At 60.7% G+C, this 16,017-nt stretch carries 13 protein-coding genes; 2 read left to right on the top strand and 11 right to left on the bottom strand.

Annotation, left to right across the window (positions count from 1 at the left end; all coding sequences use genetic code 11):
- The first annotated feature begins 41 nt into the window (after window positions 1–41).
- Both ACPDIT_RS13880 and ACPDIT_RS13875 read left to right on the top strand, forming a co-directional pair.
- The gene (locus ACPDIT_RS13880) at window positions 42–404 is read left to right on the top strand and encodes a hypothetical protein (RefSeq protein ID WP_423444449.1); all 363 of its coding nucleotides are present in this window, start codon (window positions 42–44) and stop codon (window positions 402–404) included.
- A gap of 183 nt (window positions 405–587) precedes the next feature.
- A complete protein-coding gene (locus ACPDIT_RS13875) occupies window positions 588–1,232 on the top strand; it encodes a sigma-70 family RNA polymerase sigma factor (RefSeq protein ID WP_423444447.1) in 645 nt (214 codons plus the stop codon).
- Between the two features lie 3,581 nt (window positions 1,233–4,813).
- Here the strand turns inward: ACPDIT_RS13875 and ACPDIT_RS13870 are convergent.
- The 11 genes from ACPDIT_RS13870 to ACPDIT_RS13820 all read right to left on the bottom strand — a co-directional run.
- On the bottom strand, window positions 4,814–5,968 hold the full coding sequence (locus ACPDIT_RS13870) for a HEAT repeat domain-containing protein (protein WP_423444445.1): 1,155 nt from the start codon (window positions 5,966–5,968) through the stop codon (window positions 4,814–4,816).
- 7 nt (window positions 5,969–5,975) lie between these two features.
- Window positions 5,976–6,791, bottom strand: coding sequence for an RHS repeat-associated core domain-containing protein (locus ACPDIT_RS13865; RefSeq protein ID WP_423444443.1), 816 nt, complete (start codon window positions 6,789–6,791; stop codon window positions 5,976–5,978).
- Window positions 6,709–6,957 carry a hypothetical protein gene (locus ACPDIT_RS13860; protein ID WP_423444441.1) on the bottom strand — a complete coding sequence of 83 codons (249 nt, stop codon included), beginning with the start codon at window positions 6,955–6,957 and terminating at the stop codon, window positions 6,709–6,711. The genes ACPDIT_RS13865 and ACPDIT_RS13860 overlap by 83 nt, the downstream gene beginning before the upstream one ends.
- 168 nt (window positions 6,958–7,125) lie before the next feature.
- A complete protein-coding gene (locus ACPDIT_RS13855) occupies window positions 7,126–7,590 on the bottom strand; it encodes a hypothetical protein (RefSeq protein WP_423444439.1) in 465 nt (154 codons plus the stop codon).
- Window positions 7,587–9,206, bottom strand: coding sequence for an RHS repeat-associated core domain-containing protein (locus ACPDIT_RS13850; RefSeq protein WP_423444437.1), 1,620 nt, complete (start codon window positions 9,204–9,206; stop codon window positions 7,587–7,589). Before ACPDIT_RS13850 ends, ACPDIT_RS13855 begins: the two co-directional genes overlap by 4 nt.
- A 564-nt stretch (window positions 9,207–9,770) precedes the next feature.
- The gene (locus ACPDIT_RS13845; RefSeq protein ID WP_423444615.1) at window positions 9,771–10,643 is read right to left on the bottom strand and encodes an RHS repeat domain-containing protein; all 873 of its coding nucleotides are present in this window, start codon (window positions 10,641–10,643) and stop codon (window positions 9,771–9,773) included.
- A gap of 317 nt (window positions 10,644–10,960) precedes the next feature.
- A complete protein-coding gene (locus ACPDIT_RS13840; RefSeq protein WP_423444436.1) occupies window positions 10,961–11,866 on the bottom strand; it encodes a hypothetical protein in 906 nt (301 codons plus the stop codon).
- A gap of 5 nt (window positions 11,867–11,871) precedes the next feature.
- Complete coding sequence (locus ACPDIT_RS13835) at window positions 11,872–12,276, bottom strand: hypothetical protein (protein ID WP_423444435.1); 405 nt, start codon at window positions 12,274–12,276, stop codon at window positions 11,872–11,874.
- A gap of 131 nt (window positions 12,277–12,407) precedes the next feature.
- Entirely contained in the window at window positions 12,408–12,704 is a 297-nt protein-coding gene (locus tag ACPDIT_RS13830) for a hypothetical protein (protein WP_423444434.1), read from the bottom strand.
- Window positions 12,691–14,187, bottom strand: a complete 1,497-nt coding sequence (locus ACPDIT_RS13825; protein WP_423444432.1) for an RHS repeat domain-containing protein — start codon at window positions 14,185–14,187, stop codon at window positions 12,691–12,693. Before ACPDIT_RS13825 ends, ACPDIT_RS13830 begins: the two co-directional genes overlap by 14 nt.
- A gap of 672 nt (window positions 14,188–14,859) precedes the next feature.
- Window positions 14,860–16,017: RHS repeat-associated core domain-containing protein (locus tag ACPDIT_RS13820; protein WP_423444430.1), on the bottom strand; the 1,158-nt coding region annotated here is incomplete at its 5' end.

The following is a 16,017-nucleotide window of genomic DNA, read 5'->3' as shown; positions in this document are numbered from 1 at the left end:
GGCCTCTTGCAATCGGCTCGCCGCCTCCTAGATTGACCCGGGTGAACACGATGGGCGCCAAGAGTCACTTCAGCCTGATGAGCCTGTGCCTGGCACTCCTCCTTTGCGGCTGTGCCACCAGCAAAATCAATTGGGCGGAGCGCGTGGGCCGTTACACGTTTGACCAAGCCGTGGTGGAACTGGGCCCGCCCGACAAACAGGCCCGCCTCCAGGACGGCACGGTCGTGGCCGAGTGGCTGACCCGGCCCAGCCGCAACCGCCTGTACACCTCCGCAGGCTGGTACCCCTATTGGCACGGCTGGGGTTTCCCCACCTACGTGGAAACCTACTCGCCCGAGGGCTGGCTCCGGTTGGTCTTTGGACCGGACGGTCAGTTGAAGGAATGGAAGACGTACCTGCGCTGACGGCGCGTAGCTGAGGGGAGCTCGGCAGCGGCTCGAGGCTTCTCGACCGCCCGATCGCCGTTGTGGCGCCCGATTTCACAGAGCTCTCCGGCCGACTCCCAGAGGCCCCTGGCTGCCCTTTGCACCGCAGCCCGCCTCTCGGCTTGTCAGGCCGCCCTCCGGCAGGCATGTTGACGGCCGCTCATGGCTTCCGAACCGCTGCAATCTGTAAGTGACCCCGAACTGGTCCAACGGGCCAAACAGGGCGATTTGGACGCTTTCGAGGAACTGGCCAACCGTTACGAACGTAAGATCTACACCCTGGCCCGCCGCATCACCCAAAACGAACACGACGCCGAAGACGTCACGCAGCAAACCTTCCTCAGCGCGTTGGAGCACCTGAAGGATTTCCGGGAAGAGGCGAGTTTCGCCACTTGGCTGGATCGCATCGCCACGCACGCCGCACTCAAAATCCTGCGCAAGCGCAAGGGACTGGAGACCGTTTCGCTCGACCAGGCCACCGATCCCTCGCCCGACACCGGAGAAATCCCGCACCCCGAGTACATCGCGGACTGGCGTGAAGGTCCGGAGCGTCTGGTCCACCGCAACGAAATCCGCGCCCTTTTGGAAGAAGCTCTGGCCGAGCTCGACGAAAAGTATCGGGTCGTTTTCCTGCTGCGCGACGTCGAGGGTCTGTCCGTACGCGAGACGGCCGAACTGCTTGGACTCTCTGAGACCAACGTCAAGGTCCGGCTCCTGCGCGCCCGCCTGCAACTTCGGGAGAAACTTACCCGTGCCCTGGGCGACCCGGCCCGCCGCCTGCCCCCCGCTCCGCACCATCATCTCTGACGCCTTGGTCTCTGGCCAACCAATCGAGCCCCCAGCCCCTTGGCACTGGAGAACCGGCCCCTCCCTCAACCCTCAGTCTCATCGGAGGATCAAGAACCGCCGCCGTACCCTGATCGCGCCCCTCCGGCGACGATTTGCCTTCCTCCTCCTGCAGGCCCGATGGGATACCCCCAGCCCATCGATGCCCTCTGGTCCGTCGACCCGGCGCGCCTATCAGATTCAAGCTCCGCCAACCCGCCTGCCGAATAACCTGTGAGGCCCTGATCCCCGCGGCCTCTACGGGCCGCAAACCCGTGCTTCGGACATTTCCATCATACCGGAGCGACGTAGCCGGCGCCCGGGGAAGGACATTGTTCTGAAGCGAGAAATGGTAGCCGCGGCCATAAGGCCGCGGACCAAAAACGTAGCCGCCGCCGTAAGGCGGCGGACACGCGATCCCAGCGGTTACATCTTGCCGCCGACGAGCGACAGACCCGGAATCCAGGGAAGTGCTCCCACTCGGCCAACCAGCCACCACGATGCCCCATTTGTCGTAGCCGCGACCGTAAGGCCGCGGACCAAAAACGTAGCCGCCGCCGTAAGGCGGCGGACCTTAGCCTGAATCGAGAGATGGCAGCCGCCGCCAAGCGGCCGACACGGAATCCCAGCGGGTATTCTTGCCGGCGACCAGCGACAGACCCGGAATCCAGGGAAGTGCTCCCACTCGACCGACCAGCCACCACCATGTCCTATTTGTCGTAGCCGCGACCGTAAGGCCGCGGACCAAAAACGTAGCCGCCGCCGTAAGGCGGCGGACTCTGATCATAAGGAGGAATGACAACCCCGCAGCCAGCCGGCCGACACGCGGCCACTACTGGCAAATCCAGCTCCCGTCAGGCGGCGAACCACATTCGTGGAAACGACCCCCGCGCCTCGGCTGGTTGCCACCGCAGGAACGCGGTGGATCGTGAGCCAATCCGCACCAAGACTTGATTCCCGATAGCCGCCGCGGAAACCCGCCGGAAGCTCCTCAGGCACACTTTCCGCCGAGTCCCGCCACCGGCTGCGCAGTCAAAAGTTCGCCAGCCACCACTGATAAGGCACCGGACCAAGGGATCCGAACAGGAGCTCTCTCCCTTAACCGCAGCCACAGGGGGTGACACGATGGACACTTCGGCCCCTGAGTCGATCCACCGCCGCAGGCCAATACTGGGTAGCCGCCCACGCGAGTCGGCGGATGCCCCGAAATACCCGCCCAGGTGACCACCGACGGCGATCGGTGGATGATTCTTCGAAATCCGCTGCTCTCCCGGAGCAGCCACCTCTCGCTGCCATCCCGGGCCCCCTGAGGCCCCTGGCACGGATGGGCCGCAAAAAAGAGGGACCGCCTGACCGCCGTCCCTCGGACCTTCCAGGCCCTTTGCACTCTTTCCGGTCCTTTTCTTCGTATTCTGCGTGCCCCGTGGGCCGATCCGTGGCCACCGACCCAGGTCGGCGGGACCGCACCCAGGCACGCTTCGTGCCCGCATTGTCGATTCTTCTGTCAATCCCCTTCTGCGTGCTGTGCGTGTTCTGTGGGCTCTCAAACTCTGTAGCCGCCGACGTAAGTCGGCGGATCCAAGCCGGGCAGGCACCGACGCAAGTCGGTCAATCCCCTTTCATCTGCGTTTTCCGCGTGCTCTGTGGGCACTCCACTCCGTAGCCGCCGGCAGCAGCCGGCGGACCCTTCCATGATCCGCCGCGTCCCGACCGACGCAATGCCCGGTGAGTTCCGCGTATTCTGCGTGTTCTGCACGCTCTTCCCTCTGCCGGTCTTTGGATGGCGCGGGGATCCAGCCTGCCGGATCGCAGACCTCTGGTCCGCGACGCACCGGAGTTGCATGAGGGCCGAAAGATCAGGAGCGCATTGGAGGTTGCCCGGGCTGTCTTTGGGTCTGGATCCGGGACTTCGCAAGTCACCTTGACAATTCGCCACGCATGCCGGCTGGAAAGCGGCTGTCCGCCAGGTCGCAGACCTGCGCAAAGAAATCGCCCCGCCGTGCCTGCAGCCAGCTACCAGACTCGCATTCGGTAGCCGCCAAGGGAATTCGGCGAACCAACTCATCCTGCGCCGCGCTCCCGCGGCGGCTAGCCGGTTAGCCCTGCGCGTTCTGTCGGCTCTCGCCGTCGTAGCCACCGACGCGAGTCGGCGGATGCCACCGAATCGCCACCAAATAGCTACCGACGGGAATCGCTCGCTGACTTGCGAACTCCGCCGTCTTCCCGCGGGCGGCCACCTTCGGTTGCCACGCCCGGGCCCGATGGCCCCCGCACAGCCGGACCACCAAAGAGCGACCCCCTGCCCGCCGTCCCTCGAAGGTTTCAAGCCCTTCCCGCTCGTTCCGATCACGATCCTATTCTGCGTATTCTGCATGCTCTGTGGGCCGATCCGTGGCCACCGACCCAGGTCGGCGGGACCGCACCCAGGCACGCTTCGTCCCCGCATTGTCGATTCTTCTGTCAATCCCCTCTGTGTGCTCTGCGTGTTCTGTGGGCTCTCAAACTCCGTAGCCGCCGACGTAAGTCGGCGGATCCAAGCCGGGCAGGCACCGACGCAAGTCGGTCAATCACCTTCCATCTGCGTTTTCCGCGTGCTCTGTGGGCACTCCACTCCGTAGCCGCCCGCGGCAGCCGGCGGACCCTTCCATGATCCGCCGCGTCCCCACCGACGCAATGCCCGGTGAGTTCCGCGTATTCTGCGTGCTCGGTGGGCTCTCTCCTCTGCGGAACCCTGTGGGCTTTTGGGGCAGCGCAGCGTTCCCAGCCTCTCGCGCCGTTGACTTCCAGTCCGTCTGCACTCTGGGGGCTCTGCGGCGTGGCGCCAAGAGGATCCACGTGAATTGCGCCGTGTGAGCTTCTTCTCAAGGATTCGCCAAAATGCCGACCACGTCCGGCCCCTCTGGGCATCTGTCGTCTAAAAGACCACGATGTGGCAGACGGATACCTGCCCTCCGAAAGCATAGTCCTGCTTGGCCCCCGCCGACGGCATGGGATCTCCGCACGGCGACTCGATTCCCCTCGACCAGCTCCAGGCTTTCCGCACGAGCTGTGAGCAATCAACCCATGCCACGGCTGCCTGCTTCAAAAGCTTTGCTCGGAGTTTGAGCCTTGTACCGTCGAGCTTGGTCCCCGCACGGCGACAAGTATCGCACCCGGAGGGGCCGGCGGCCACCACGGCGTTTGTGGTTCAGTACGACCAGCCATCCAGTCCGGGGCGCGGACCCTCCAGACGCAGCTCGTGCACACCGTTCCCATCAGCTCACATAAACTTTGGACGCAAGGTCCTCAATCAGAGGCCAACTGTGCTACCCCACCGAAACTCACTATCCGAAGGAACCATGGAATGAACCACCAAAGTCCCACGGGAATCCATAAAGCCCGTCGCAGCTGGGCATCGTTTCCAGTTCCAAGATGCATCCGATGCACTCGGCTCCCACGGCCTCTGAGGCCATCTACCCCCGGCCGGAGATCCGGGCATGCCCGCGCCCCACTCACCTTCAATTTCGAGCGGCCTCCCCTCGGTCAGACATTCTTCAAACCATTCTTCACCCTGGCCTGCACGGTTACTCTGCCCCCGGCCCCCGGCGCTCCATGTCGCTAACGCCAGGGGGATCGAGGAGGCTGGTGCTCCGAATCGCTTCGATGCTACGCAAGGCCAGGCGCCTCACCCGAGCCGACGGGTCATTGCTGGCAATCCTCTCGAGCACACCTGCGGCAGCTACAGCCTTGCTTCCAAAGTTCGTCATACCTCGCACCGCGTTCCATCGCACGCGTTCATCGGCGTCCTTCTCTGCTGCCTCCGATAACGCTTGCAGCACCACTTCGCTCCTCACACTCACCTTGGCCAACACGCTGGCACTGACTCTCCGTAGCAGCAGTTCTGGGTCCCGGAGCTGCTTTAGGAGCGCCGGAAGGGCGGCCGCGGCATTCGTCCCATGTCGTTCCATCGCCTTCATAGCCGCCACCCTGACCATAACGTCCTCATCTCGTTGCAGCATCTCTATTAGGACCGCCAGGCTCTCGTCGCGTGCATCGGCAAGGTCGGCCACGACGTTGACTGCAGCGATCCGCACCACTGGGTTCGTGTGCTGCAGAAGCTCTAAAAGCCATGGCCTTGCCGCCCCGGCCACCGCGTCATAACGCGGAAAGTCACTGTATCCGAACAAAAACAGCGATTTAACTCGCGTGTCGCCATCCTGGTGCAACACGGCATTGAGGAACGCCAGTCCTGCCTCCTCGCCCCCAATGCCCGTCAACGCAACAAGACAGGGAATGGCGTTCGTCTTTTGCTGCATCAGCGCCAGCACCTCCGGAAGAAATGCCTTTGCGTCTTCTCCCAGGACCCGCAATGCGGCCCTGACTCGATCCATGCCCACGACCGTCTCGGGATGATGGGGATCTGCATCGCATAGGCGTCTCAGCTCCGTGGTTAGGTGTGGAAGTGCGTTGGTCCCCAGCCCGCGCAGCGCCTGCACGGCCAGGTCTCGTCTCCGGATGCGTGCCCGAACTTCTTCCAAGGTTGCTGCATCGCTGAGGCTTGGCGGCATATCGACGATGAGGCTTTGCAGGATGTCACGGAAATCATCCCTTGGGGTCACCTCGGGCCCAGGGCGCGCCTTGCCGCTGGGAACCCAAAGGATCGGGTATGTCGCTACGATGCAGACACCCACCAACGCGGCCAGTCCTACTGCCCACAGCCGCAATTTCCGCTTTTGCACCGGACCCTCATCTGTGGCACGGGGACTTTCCATCGCTCCATTCACCTCCCCACGATGTCGTCGGCCGGCGCGCGACCATGGCCGTCACCGTTGCCTCCACGCTGGCAAGCTCGCCCTCGTCGGCCAGTGTCGGAACCGGCCCCATGACTTCACGAAAGAGACCCGCGAGGAGCTCTCCAAGCATTCGCCATAGGTTCTGATAGGGATTCGGGATCTGCTCCGGCGGCGATGTCGGAGCATAGGACCAACCAGTCTCCCGTCTCCATATCGCGGTACACCCGCTGTCCGCGCCGAGCCTCACAACCGCCAGCGCACACGCAGAGCACCGCAACACTTGCCCCCACTCGATGTGAATCTCATGAAACATCCGGGCTTGCGCACTACCCGAATAGCCGGAAAACCTGACCACACCTTTCCAGCCTCCCGCAGGCCGCGGGGCATCGAAAACAATCCGGGGCCTTCCGTCCTTTCCGATTGCCTCCCGACAGGGCCTGCTTGCCAAGCCGAGAACGTCGTAAAACCCCAAGGGCGCATTGACAGCATAGGTGTACAGCGGAATGTCCTCGGCCTCTCCGGCTGGATCCCGGCTCAACCATCTCCCAATGGCCGGACTGCAGGCACGATACTCATAAAAGGACCAAACCGATGGCCGGGTCGGTGCGTTTGGTGCTGAAGCGGAAGGGGTTGAGAGGAGCCGCGGGGCCGGTGGTGCGGAGGGCTTCGCCGAACGGGCCGTATTCCTAGCGGGCAGGTTCAGTGCCGGTGGAAGCAGAAACCAACTGCCAGACGTTCCCGTTGCCGTCGTAGGAGACAAAATGCGCACCCGAGGCCGGACCACCGGCCAGCCGCAGCCACAGCAATCCGCCCACGCCGCAGGCCCCGCCGATGCTGCCGCTCACATCCAAGCCCCAGACGCACGGCCGAACAAGCGCGTTATTGGCCCCATGCAGCTCCAGGATGTGACCGCCAAAGAGCATCAGATCTCTCACGAATGTCAGGTCCTCTATTATCAGCCACCCGTTATTTGTCCAGAGGCCAAGCAGCTGCCGTATCCACCAGCCCAACTGCCCGGTGGCCGACCTACTTTGCCGCGGCCATATTGGATTCTCTTACACGGTTTGTGTAGACGAGCCACTTGCTTCGCCAGACGCGAACGCTCAGTCGGGCACAACTTCGGCGGAATAAAGTTGCCCGCCTCGAAAGCGAAGCAGGAGTACCCAAAGTTCCAGATTCTGCAAAACCCCAGGAAACAGGACCGAACGCGCCGGATAATCCTTTTGCGAGGCGAGACTGTAAGAAAGTTCAAGTTCACCATCACCGCGAATCGCCTCTACGTCTGGCTTTCCAAGCAGACCCTCGACTTCTTCACGAGTCAGTCCTGAATGCAAATGCTTCCTCAACAGATCGTCAACCATTTCGTAGCGTTCGCCCCAAGACGACGGCTCCTTTTGCTTCCACTTCTGGGAATCACATTGCCGCTTTCCTTTTGGACGGAAGGCCGATTCAAGCTTCCTAATACCTACAATTTCGGGAGTCAAAAACCAATTTGCTCCGTAGAGCAACGTAAGCGTAATGACAACAGCCCAAATCCATCGGTAATTGAAAACACCCGCCTTCATCATTCAGCCGAGCTTGGGACAATCTGGTCGTTGCGAATTTCGTAGCGCAGACCGCGCCGCAGAGCCTCCAAACAGGCATCCGTGCAGTTCTGTCCCGATTCAAGCCCGTAGCCAATGCCAATGCCGACCTCGTTGTTCATGCGGTCAAGCCGCGTTCCCATGTCGTCACCGGTTTCCTTGGCTTGAAGTTGGTGCAGTGCGTCGTCAGGCCCAAAGCACGGATACCGATGATGACCAACGTTACACGCCGCAATACAGTGCGTGAGGGCATCAGCATCACCTCCCTGAACTGCATTCGCCCCGCGGTGCGTTGAGCCATCTGGAGCAACACGGTCTGCCTCCCTCTCACCATCCAGGAGAGCCGCTGCCACTCGCGCCCGACAACCTACTATGTCAATGCAATAGCCTAGCAAAACGGCAACGCCGACGATGATTCCCCCACCAATCCACCCAATACGCCCATCCTTCTCCACTCCGCCGACTGGATTGTTGTGAACGAACCCGTAAAGGTTAGCAAGATCAGGCCAAATCCGACTGCTTACCGTTGCCAGCAAAGCCCGGTGGCCCGGTTCCTTGATTGGGTCTCTGTTCGGCCAACCGCCCAAGCTCGGACGATACGCACGATATTCATGTAGCACCAAATCGGTTCTATTACACGTACGCTTGATGGAGAAGCGGAACGGGTTTTCTTTGGACATCGGTCCAGTGACACGAATTGGCTCGTCCCGCAACTGCGGGAGACCGTATTCGTAGCGGGCGGTCTCAGTGCCAGTATTGACACTGACTAATGCCACAACGTTTCCATTTCCATCATACGCACAGAAATAAGCACCTGCAGATGAACCAGTGTGTTGATTGACCCAGAGTAAACCGCCTACGCCGCCAGCGCCATCCATTGTGCCGCTCAAATCTAGTCCCCAAACATAGGAGCGAACCAGTGAGTTATTCGTCGCATTCAGCTCCGCTATGTGCCGGCCACATAACATCGCATCGCTCACGAACTTCAAATCCTCTATAACCTGCCACGTGTTATTTGTCCAGACACTTGTCCTCTGTCGTACCCTTCGTCCCAGGCCATCATATGCACACTCCACCCTCCGCCACGATCCTTGCGGCGTATCTGACCGACTCTCCACCTTCACCAACCGATTCTCTCCATCCCAATAGTAGTTCCAACGCCCGTCAGATGCTAGATTGCCATCTAAATCATACGTGAACACTTCAGGTGTCTTGGGCACAAATACATATCCGCTCTGGGACTCTCCACCACTTGCACTCACAGTCACCTGTTCCCACAACGCACCGTGCCCGGTACCACTCGAATATGCAAGCTCCTTCCGGAAAAATTCACCTCGCCGATATACAGCTTGGCCATTGTTCAATGCATTCGGACTGGTGACTGTAACAGTGGCCGTTGCAAGTGCTACACCCATGATGTCAGCATACCGCGGCACATCACGACTGGTGTACTGGTTCAGCAGGTTCGCATAATAACTTGCCTGACGCAGGTTCTGCCCGAACTGATCGCCACCTGTCCTGGTCTCTATCCCATTCCCTATGCCATCGAACCGATACTCGAACTGTTGCCCGGCCACAGGCGCGTTGTGAGACCAATGCACGTTCTCGCAAAAATACAGACAAGCGTTAGATTAAATCCATCAACGGTTTTGCCACCTAATACCAACGAACGGCATGCCAAAGCCCGACCACACCTCCATCCTCTTACCTCCCCATGTGATGGCCTCTAATTTGCCGGCGTCGGCGCTGCAGGGGTTATTTCCAATCCAGGCTGTTGCCGCAAAACGACCAGTAATTCTCGTTCTAAACCTTCACATAAGCGGCGCTCTCTCTTTCCCCCAAATGCCCATACTTTCAAAACTAATTCCCCTTGCGCATTTCGCATAAGCTCGATCCAAACACCGTTTTTATGCCAACGCCCTGGTCTGCTTGGCCGTTCCTCAAATCCTTTGGAGTCCAGCGTCTCTCTGATTACCTGCCTTAGCTTCTCCTCGTCTCCTACCACAACATGTGTCGCCGTGTCACAGCTCCGTTGGCTCTGTAACGAGAGTTTATACATCCCAAGCCGGCCAGCGTCGCAACCAATCGTAAGACCCAATAGAAGCACCTGGAAAATGCTGGTTGGCATTTGGGTGACGTTCATGACTGTTTAAAACACACGCTTTCTAGTTGTTTAGACAGCAGTCCGTGACTTTGTCAACCACGCCTCGCTCATATGGTGTCCCGCCTAATATGTGGGTCATCTCATGCGCAAGCACGCACTTCAGCGGCAACGGGCATTCAATGGGATTATAGAACTGCCTGTCGCAAACTACAATCACGCCACTGCCAATTCCAAGTGATTGCCAGGCGTGGGCACACGCCCAAGGACAAAGACCCTGGTCGTTCCTCCTGCACTTGAACTTCACATTGCCCCACGAACACCGGCGCTCAAACATTTGAAGCAGTCGCGACCGCCCAACACAACAGCGAAACTTGGAGTCCTTCGGCAAAGCGCACATCTCGTTCCACGCCTGCTTTAGTTGCGCGATTTGATCATCTAAACACTGATCGAACTTCACAAGACCTAGGAAGTCAACGTTGTCTGGCGGAGAATTGCGAACGAAACCATACGGGTTAGCTTCCCTGATCCGTGGCAATATTTGGGGAGCGGTAAGTTCATCCTCAGAATCAGCTTCTCTGTTTGGTTGCTTCCCACTGTATACCAGCGCAAAATCAACTTCCTCAATTGGATCCCTACTCAGCCACCGGCCTAGGCTCGGACTGTAAGCACGATATTCGTAAAGAACCAGGAGGGTCGTATTACACGTCCGCTTGGTGGAGAAACGGAAAGGATTCTCTTTGGACATTGGGCCAGTTATGCGGATTGGCTCCCCGAACGGACCATACTCGTACCGAGCAGTTTCAGTACATGTGTTGGCACTGACTAACGCAACAACGTTTCCATTCCCATCATACGCACAGAAATGGGCGCCTGCAGAAGAGCCAGTGTGTTGATTGACCCACAGCAAGCCGTCTACACCACCGGCACCGTCCATTGTCCCACTCAAGTCAAGGCCCCAAACGTAGGTGCGAACAAGAGCGTTGTTCGTCGCGTTCAGCTCCACAATGTGCCGGCCGAACCACACCGGATCGCTCACGAATTTCAGGTCCTCCGTCACCACCCAAACCCCGTTGCTCAGCACGTAGCTCGTCTGCCGGATCCGCCGGCCCAGCGCATCGTACGCCCAGTCCACCCGACGCCAACCGGCCCGATCGCTGGCCCCATAGCTCATCACCCGCACCAGCCGGTTCTCCGCGTCCCAACTGTACATCCACCGCCCGTCCCGTACAAGGTTGCCATCCCCGTCATGGATCAGCGCCTCCGCACTCTGTGCCACAATGTCCGACCGCACCTCCGACTGTACCCGATCCGGATTGCCCCGCACCACCCCAGGTTCGTCGCTACCCCCCACACCCCGCCGGTCCGGTTGTTCACCTGCGCCTCCCCATACCAGTACCGCCCCTGCCGCACTACCGGCGCACACTCGTTGGTGCCCCACCAGAGCGTCACCGTCGCATTCGTGGCCGCCTCGCCCGAGACCGCCACATACGGCGGCACCGTCCGACTGGTGTACTGATTGAGTCGGTTGACCGTGTTGGTGCTCCAGTGCAGGCTCTGGCCCCGTTCATCCCCGCCCCAGGCCCCGGCCGTCCGGTTCCCAATCGCATCGTGCCGATACTCGAACTGTTGCCCCGCCACCAGCGTGCCATCGGCCCAGTACCGTCGCCCCGACTGCAACTGCCCGTAGGCGTCGTAGCTGTACACCCACCGGCTCCCGTCGGCCCAGTCGGCCCGCACCCGCTGGCCCCGTTCGTCGTAGGTCCAGCGCAGCCCACTGACCAGCCCCGTGGCCGCCACCGACTGGATATTGGTCAACCGGTTCCACGCATCGAACCCCCGCGTGGTGGTCAGCCGCACCGTGCCCGACTGCCGGAGGCTCACCTGCCGCACCATCGGCGCCAGCGGTTCCCAGTCGTAGTCCGCCCGATGGCCCAGCTCGTCCGACACGCTCAACAGTCGGTCGCCGCCGCCCCAGGTGTAATCCACCCGGCTGAGACGTTGCGGGCCCCGCCAGACCTCCTGGGCCGTCCGGCGGCCCAGAGCGTCCACCAAGTTCGTCACCCGCACCCCGTCCAGTTCCCCGCCGGTCCAGCTCTCGCTGATCAGTTCCCCGGCCGCACTGTACCACCGCCGCAGCGTGGCCGGGCCCTGCACCACCTCGATCAGCCGACCCCGCCGCTGTATTGAACCGATTCCAGATCGCCGGCCGCGTTGTAGCCGTAGGTCGTCACCAGCCCGCGTGTCCATTGCCGACTGCGCAACCGACCGCCGGCCGTCCACGTGTAGCGCACCGCCCGACTCTCCGTCGGCACCCCGGTGGTCGGGTCGGCGTACCACTTGGCCACCAGCCAGCCCCGTTGCGCGTCATACCGCCAGGCCGTCCGGGCCTGACCGCCGGTGCCCTGCCCGCTGCCCAGGTCGAATTGCTGCCAGGTCACCAAGTTGGTCAGTCGCCCGGCATGATCGTAGCCGTACTCCACCGGCCAGGCACTGGTGCCCCAACTGCGCCACACCTGCCCCTGCGGCGTGTAAAGCGTCCGCTGCCAGCAGCCTGAGCCCGAGTTCACACTTGTCTCCGTATCCCAGCGATAGCCATCGCAACGACAAGCCGCATTATTATCCAATCTGCCGACTCTGATCAGTGGCTCTCGCCGGCCGCATGCCGATCACATGCCCACAGAACTGGTCGACGCGCGTGTCAGTCAAGCAGCGGTCCGTACACAAACAATACGAGCACGCCTAACAGCAAAACCTCAAGGACAAGCAATGGTACCGCCATGAGCGCAAACAGAAGCCGCCTTCCCCAACTGCACTGCATGGTGAGGCTTGTGCACCAACACACCGTCAGGCTCGCCAGGATCCCCGTGTATAGCAGACTCCCCGGTAGCTTCCAATCGTAGCCCATGCGACCCACAAACATGTCAAACCCCGTGATGAACGTGGGCAGAAGAAGAGCCAGCCAGTAAATCACCAGTCGCAACCTATGGGACGTCATGCCAGTACACTGTGCCCGCCACGCACCCCCTATGCCAAAAAGGACGCCAACCGCACTGCATCGCGTTCTCTGCCGCCCAGATAAGGATCGTATAGACTTCCCCTTCCCTCGATCGATGGGTTGCCCACCACTGGGGATCGAAATCGTACTTGTCCTCCAAGCACACCTGCCACCATGGATTGTGACACGAACATGCAGTCTCAAGCCGAAATGTCACGGTGCCCAGAGCATACACCCAGGGCGGCCCCACCGCCTCGGTGATCACCCCCCTCCTTCGCACCTCCGGCGAGCTCGGGTCGGCACATTCCCGAGCTTGCCGTTGCAACTCCGCTTGGAGGTTCGCCGATTGACTGACAATCGACTCCATCTCGTCGGCCGTTAACTCAATATCCTGACCCGTCCCCGCAACGTAACGATTCCAGGCCCGAATCTCTTGCGGCGTGCTGAGGAAACCTCGGATGAGCCCTTCCGCGGCACGGCACATCCGCTGATGCACACGGGGCAACGGGTTCCATAAACGGCTGGTGTGGGAGGCGCCGCAGGTGGTGGAAGCCCGGACCTGAAGCCCTAAAGCATCGAATCCGCCGACAGCCCTGTTACCACCGACAACATAAAGGTCTCTTGCTCCCAACTCCGCGACCAACTCCCGGCTAAGCCACCTCCCCAAGCTCGGGCTGTAGGCGCGGTATTCGTAGAGCACCCGCCGCGTGGTCGGATCCGCCCGTTTGGTGCTGAAGCGGAAGGGGTTGGAGGGAGCGCCGGGGCCGGTGGCGCGGAGGGGCTCCCCGAAAGGACCGTATTCATACCGGGCCGTTTCCGTGCCGGTGCTGGCGTAAACCAATTGCCACACGTTCCCGTTGCCGTCGTAGGTGACGAAATGAGTGCCTGCGGCGGGACCACCGGCCAGCCGCACCCAGAGTAGGCCACCTACGCCGCCGGCGCTGTCCAGCGTCTGGCTCAGGTCCAGGCCCCACACGTAGCTGCGCACCATGGCATGGTTCGTGGAATCCAACTCTGCAATGTGCCGGCCGAACAGCATCGGATCGCTCACGAATTTCAGGTCCTCCATAACTCGCCACGCTCCATCTCTCCACAGGTTTCTCCTCTGCCAAATCCCCCAGCCCAACCAGTCATATTCCCACTCGGCCAGCCGCCACGATGTCGACGCCGTGTCAGATCGGCTCTCGACTATCAAGTGCCAATCCTCACCAACCCACGTGGAATTCCCACGCCCATCGCGCATGAGATTGCCGTCCGCATCATACCGGAAGGTCTCAGGCGTCTTCGGCACGCACACCTCGCCCATGATGCTCCTGACCACGCACCGGCTTGAGCTCATCGGCAACACGACCAAGTTCCTGACGCCCAGCCACAGCGGGCCGGTCGAATGTTCCATGGCCAGTTCCGCCCGCAAATAAGCGTCGTTGCGATGGGCCGGGCTCCTATTCACGCCCACGCTGGCCGTGTTCGTCGCCTCGCCCATGACATCCTCGTTTCCCGGAGCCCCGCGGCCGCCAAGTTCCCTGACCAATCCCGTCAAACGCTTCAAACAATTCACATCAGAAGCTAGTCCAATCAATGTCTGCCGCACTCCGCAGCGACCGACGAACGCAGGGGCAGTGGCACAGGCGTGGGTGGCAGACCATCTTCACCTCGGCCTCCGCGGTCCACAATTCCCTCTCACCCTTTGTGCTGCATAGCCGCTGCCCGGCGTCTGGCCGCACTACGTGCTCGCATCCAACACACGCCAAAGCCAGCTAACAGTCCACAACCAAAGCCAGCTGCGACCAATCCGGCCCAGAAAGAGGCAGGACCTTTCCAGATCGCGCCCACGAACCCGCCGAATGCAAAAGCCAAATATGCTGCCCCCATTGCGATCCATAGCCGAAAGGGCACAAATCGAACTGGCCCGATTATGGCTGACTGCCCATGCACAATCCGCGCCGCACCCTTCGCCAGGCACCGCATGAGGAACTCCATGAAGCACATGACCGGTGCGGCAAGAAACGCACCGATAAAAAGGATGGCAGCGATTTGCCGACACTCCTGTGGGTCCACGCCATCCACTCTCATCGAGAGTCCAGCGAAGAAAAGGGCGACGCATACCAGTATTGCAATCCACATTATCACATTCATGGGATCATGACGTTCACGGTTACGGGAAGCTCAGAATGCGACCAAGGCGCTGCTCTTGAAAGCCCACAGGCCCGCCAAGGAGAGACCAGTTGAACTCACCAAGGTCGAGCCAGTCAGGTGAAGTCCACGGACCGATATCCCACGCTAACGTGAAGGCCGCACTAAGTGTGAAATCAAAAGTCGCTGAGCCGATGGCGTATACATCCACTTTTGCGGCGGTGGGCACAATTTCCAGTCCAGCCTTGGCGTTGGCTGCAATGCTTGTGCTGACCTTCGCTGAGACGTTGAGTTTGACGTAGTGGCCGATTTGCCCACCGCCAAAGGCTGAAAGCCCAACATTTGGACCAAGATCCAGGTCGATCAGATAAAACGTTCCCCCACCCGACATCTCACCTGGACACCATGTGACAGTCGTCTTTGCGTGCGTTCGCTGTTGGGCGAGGGAGAATACCGCATCAATTCCAAAATAGACGCCGACCGGTCCAAGCTTTGGTATATTGACAGTCGCGCTCCTTTGTCTACGGAACCTTGCTCCGATGCCTACTTCAAGACCGAGCTCAATGTTTGCGATGTAGCAGCAACCACACTTCTCAAGATCGCCTGAAGCATCCCATCCAGCGTAGATTCCGGTAGCGATATTTGCAGAGAACCCCCAACTGATTTTCCCCAGCTTGCGACAAGGTTGTAATCCGAGAACATCAACATGATTTCTCGCATCATTCGCTACGAATGCGTACAGATTGATCCCTCCTCCGTTCTCCCCGATGGGATCTCTGCTCAACCACCTTCCCAAGCCCGGGCTGTGAGCGCGGTATTCGTAGAGGACTACTCCCGTGGCCGGGTCGCTGCGTTTGGCACTGAAGCGGAAGGGGTTAGAAGCGCCGGCAAGACCGGTGGTGCGGAGGGGTTCGCCGAAGGGAGCGTATTCGTACCGGGCCGTTTCCGTGCCGGTGCTGCCGGAAACCAACTGCCAGACGTTGCCGTTACCGTCGTAGGTGACAAATTGCGTCCCCGAGGCCGGAGCGCTGGCCAGCCGCACCCACAGCAATTCGCCCACGCCACCGGCACCGTCCAGCGTCTCGCTCAGGTCCAGGCCCCAGACATAGCTGCTCACCAGCGTCTGGTTCGTGGCGTTCAGCTCGACCACGTGCCGGCCGAACCACACCGGATCGCTCAC

This window comes from Limisphaera sp. VF-2 (assembly GCF_049537125.1).
GTDB lineage: Bacteria > Verrucomicrobiota > Verrucomicrobiia > Limisphaerales > Limisphaeraceae > Limisphaera.
This window is presented reverse-complemented; position numbering and strand designations above follow the sequence as displayed.

Coding starts and splice junctions, on each gene's coding strand:
- ACPDIT_RS13845 (WP_423444615.1), bottom strand. CDS start 10,643: ATGGACGGTGCCGGTGGTGTAGACGGCTTGCTGTGGGTCAATCAACAC.
- ACPDIT_RS13830 (WP_423444434.1), bottom strand. CDS start 12,704: ATGACGTCCCATAGGTTGCGACTGGTGATTTACTGGCTGGCTCTTCTT.
- ACPDIT_RS13825 (WP_423444432.1), bottom strand. CDS start 14,187: ATGGGCGAGGCGACGAACACGGCCAGCGTGGGCGTGAATAGGAGCCCG.
- ACPDIT_RS13855 (WP_423444439.1), bottom strand. CDS start 7,590: ATGATGAAGGCGGGTGTTTTCAATTACCGATGGATTTGGGCTGTTGTC.
- ACPDIT_RS13875 (WP_423444447.1), top strand. CDS start 588: ATGGCTTCCGAACCGCTGCAATCTGTAAGTGACCCCGAACTGGTCCAA.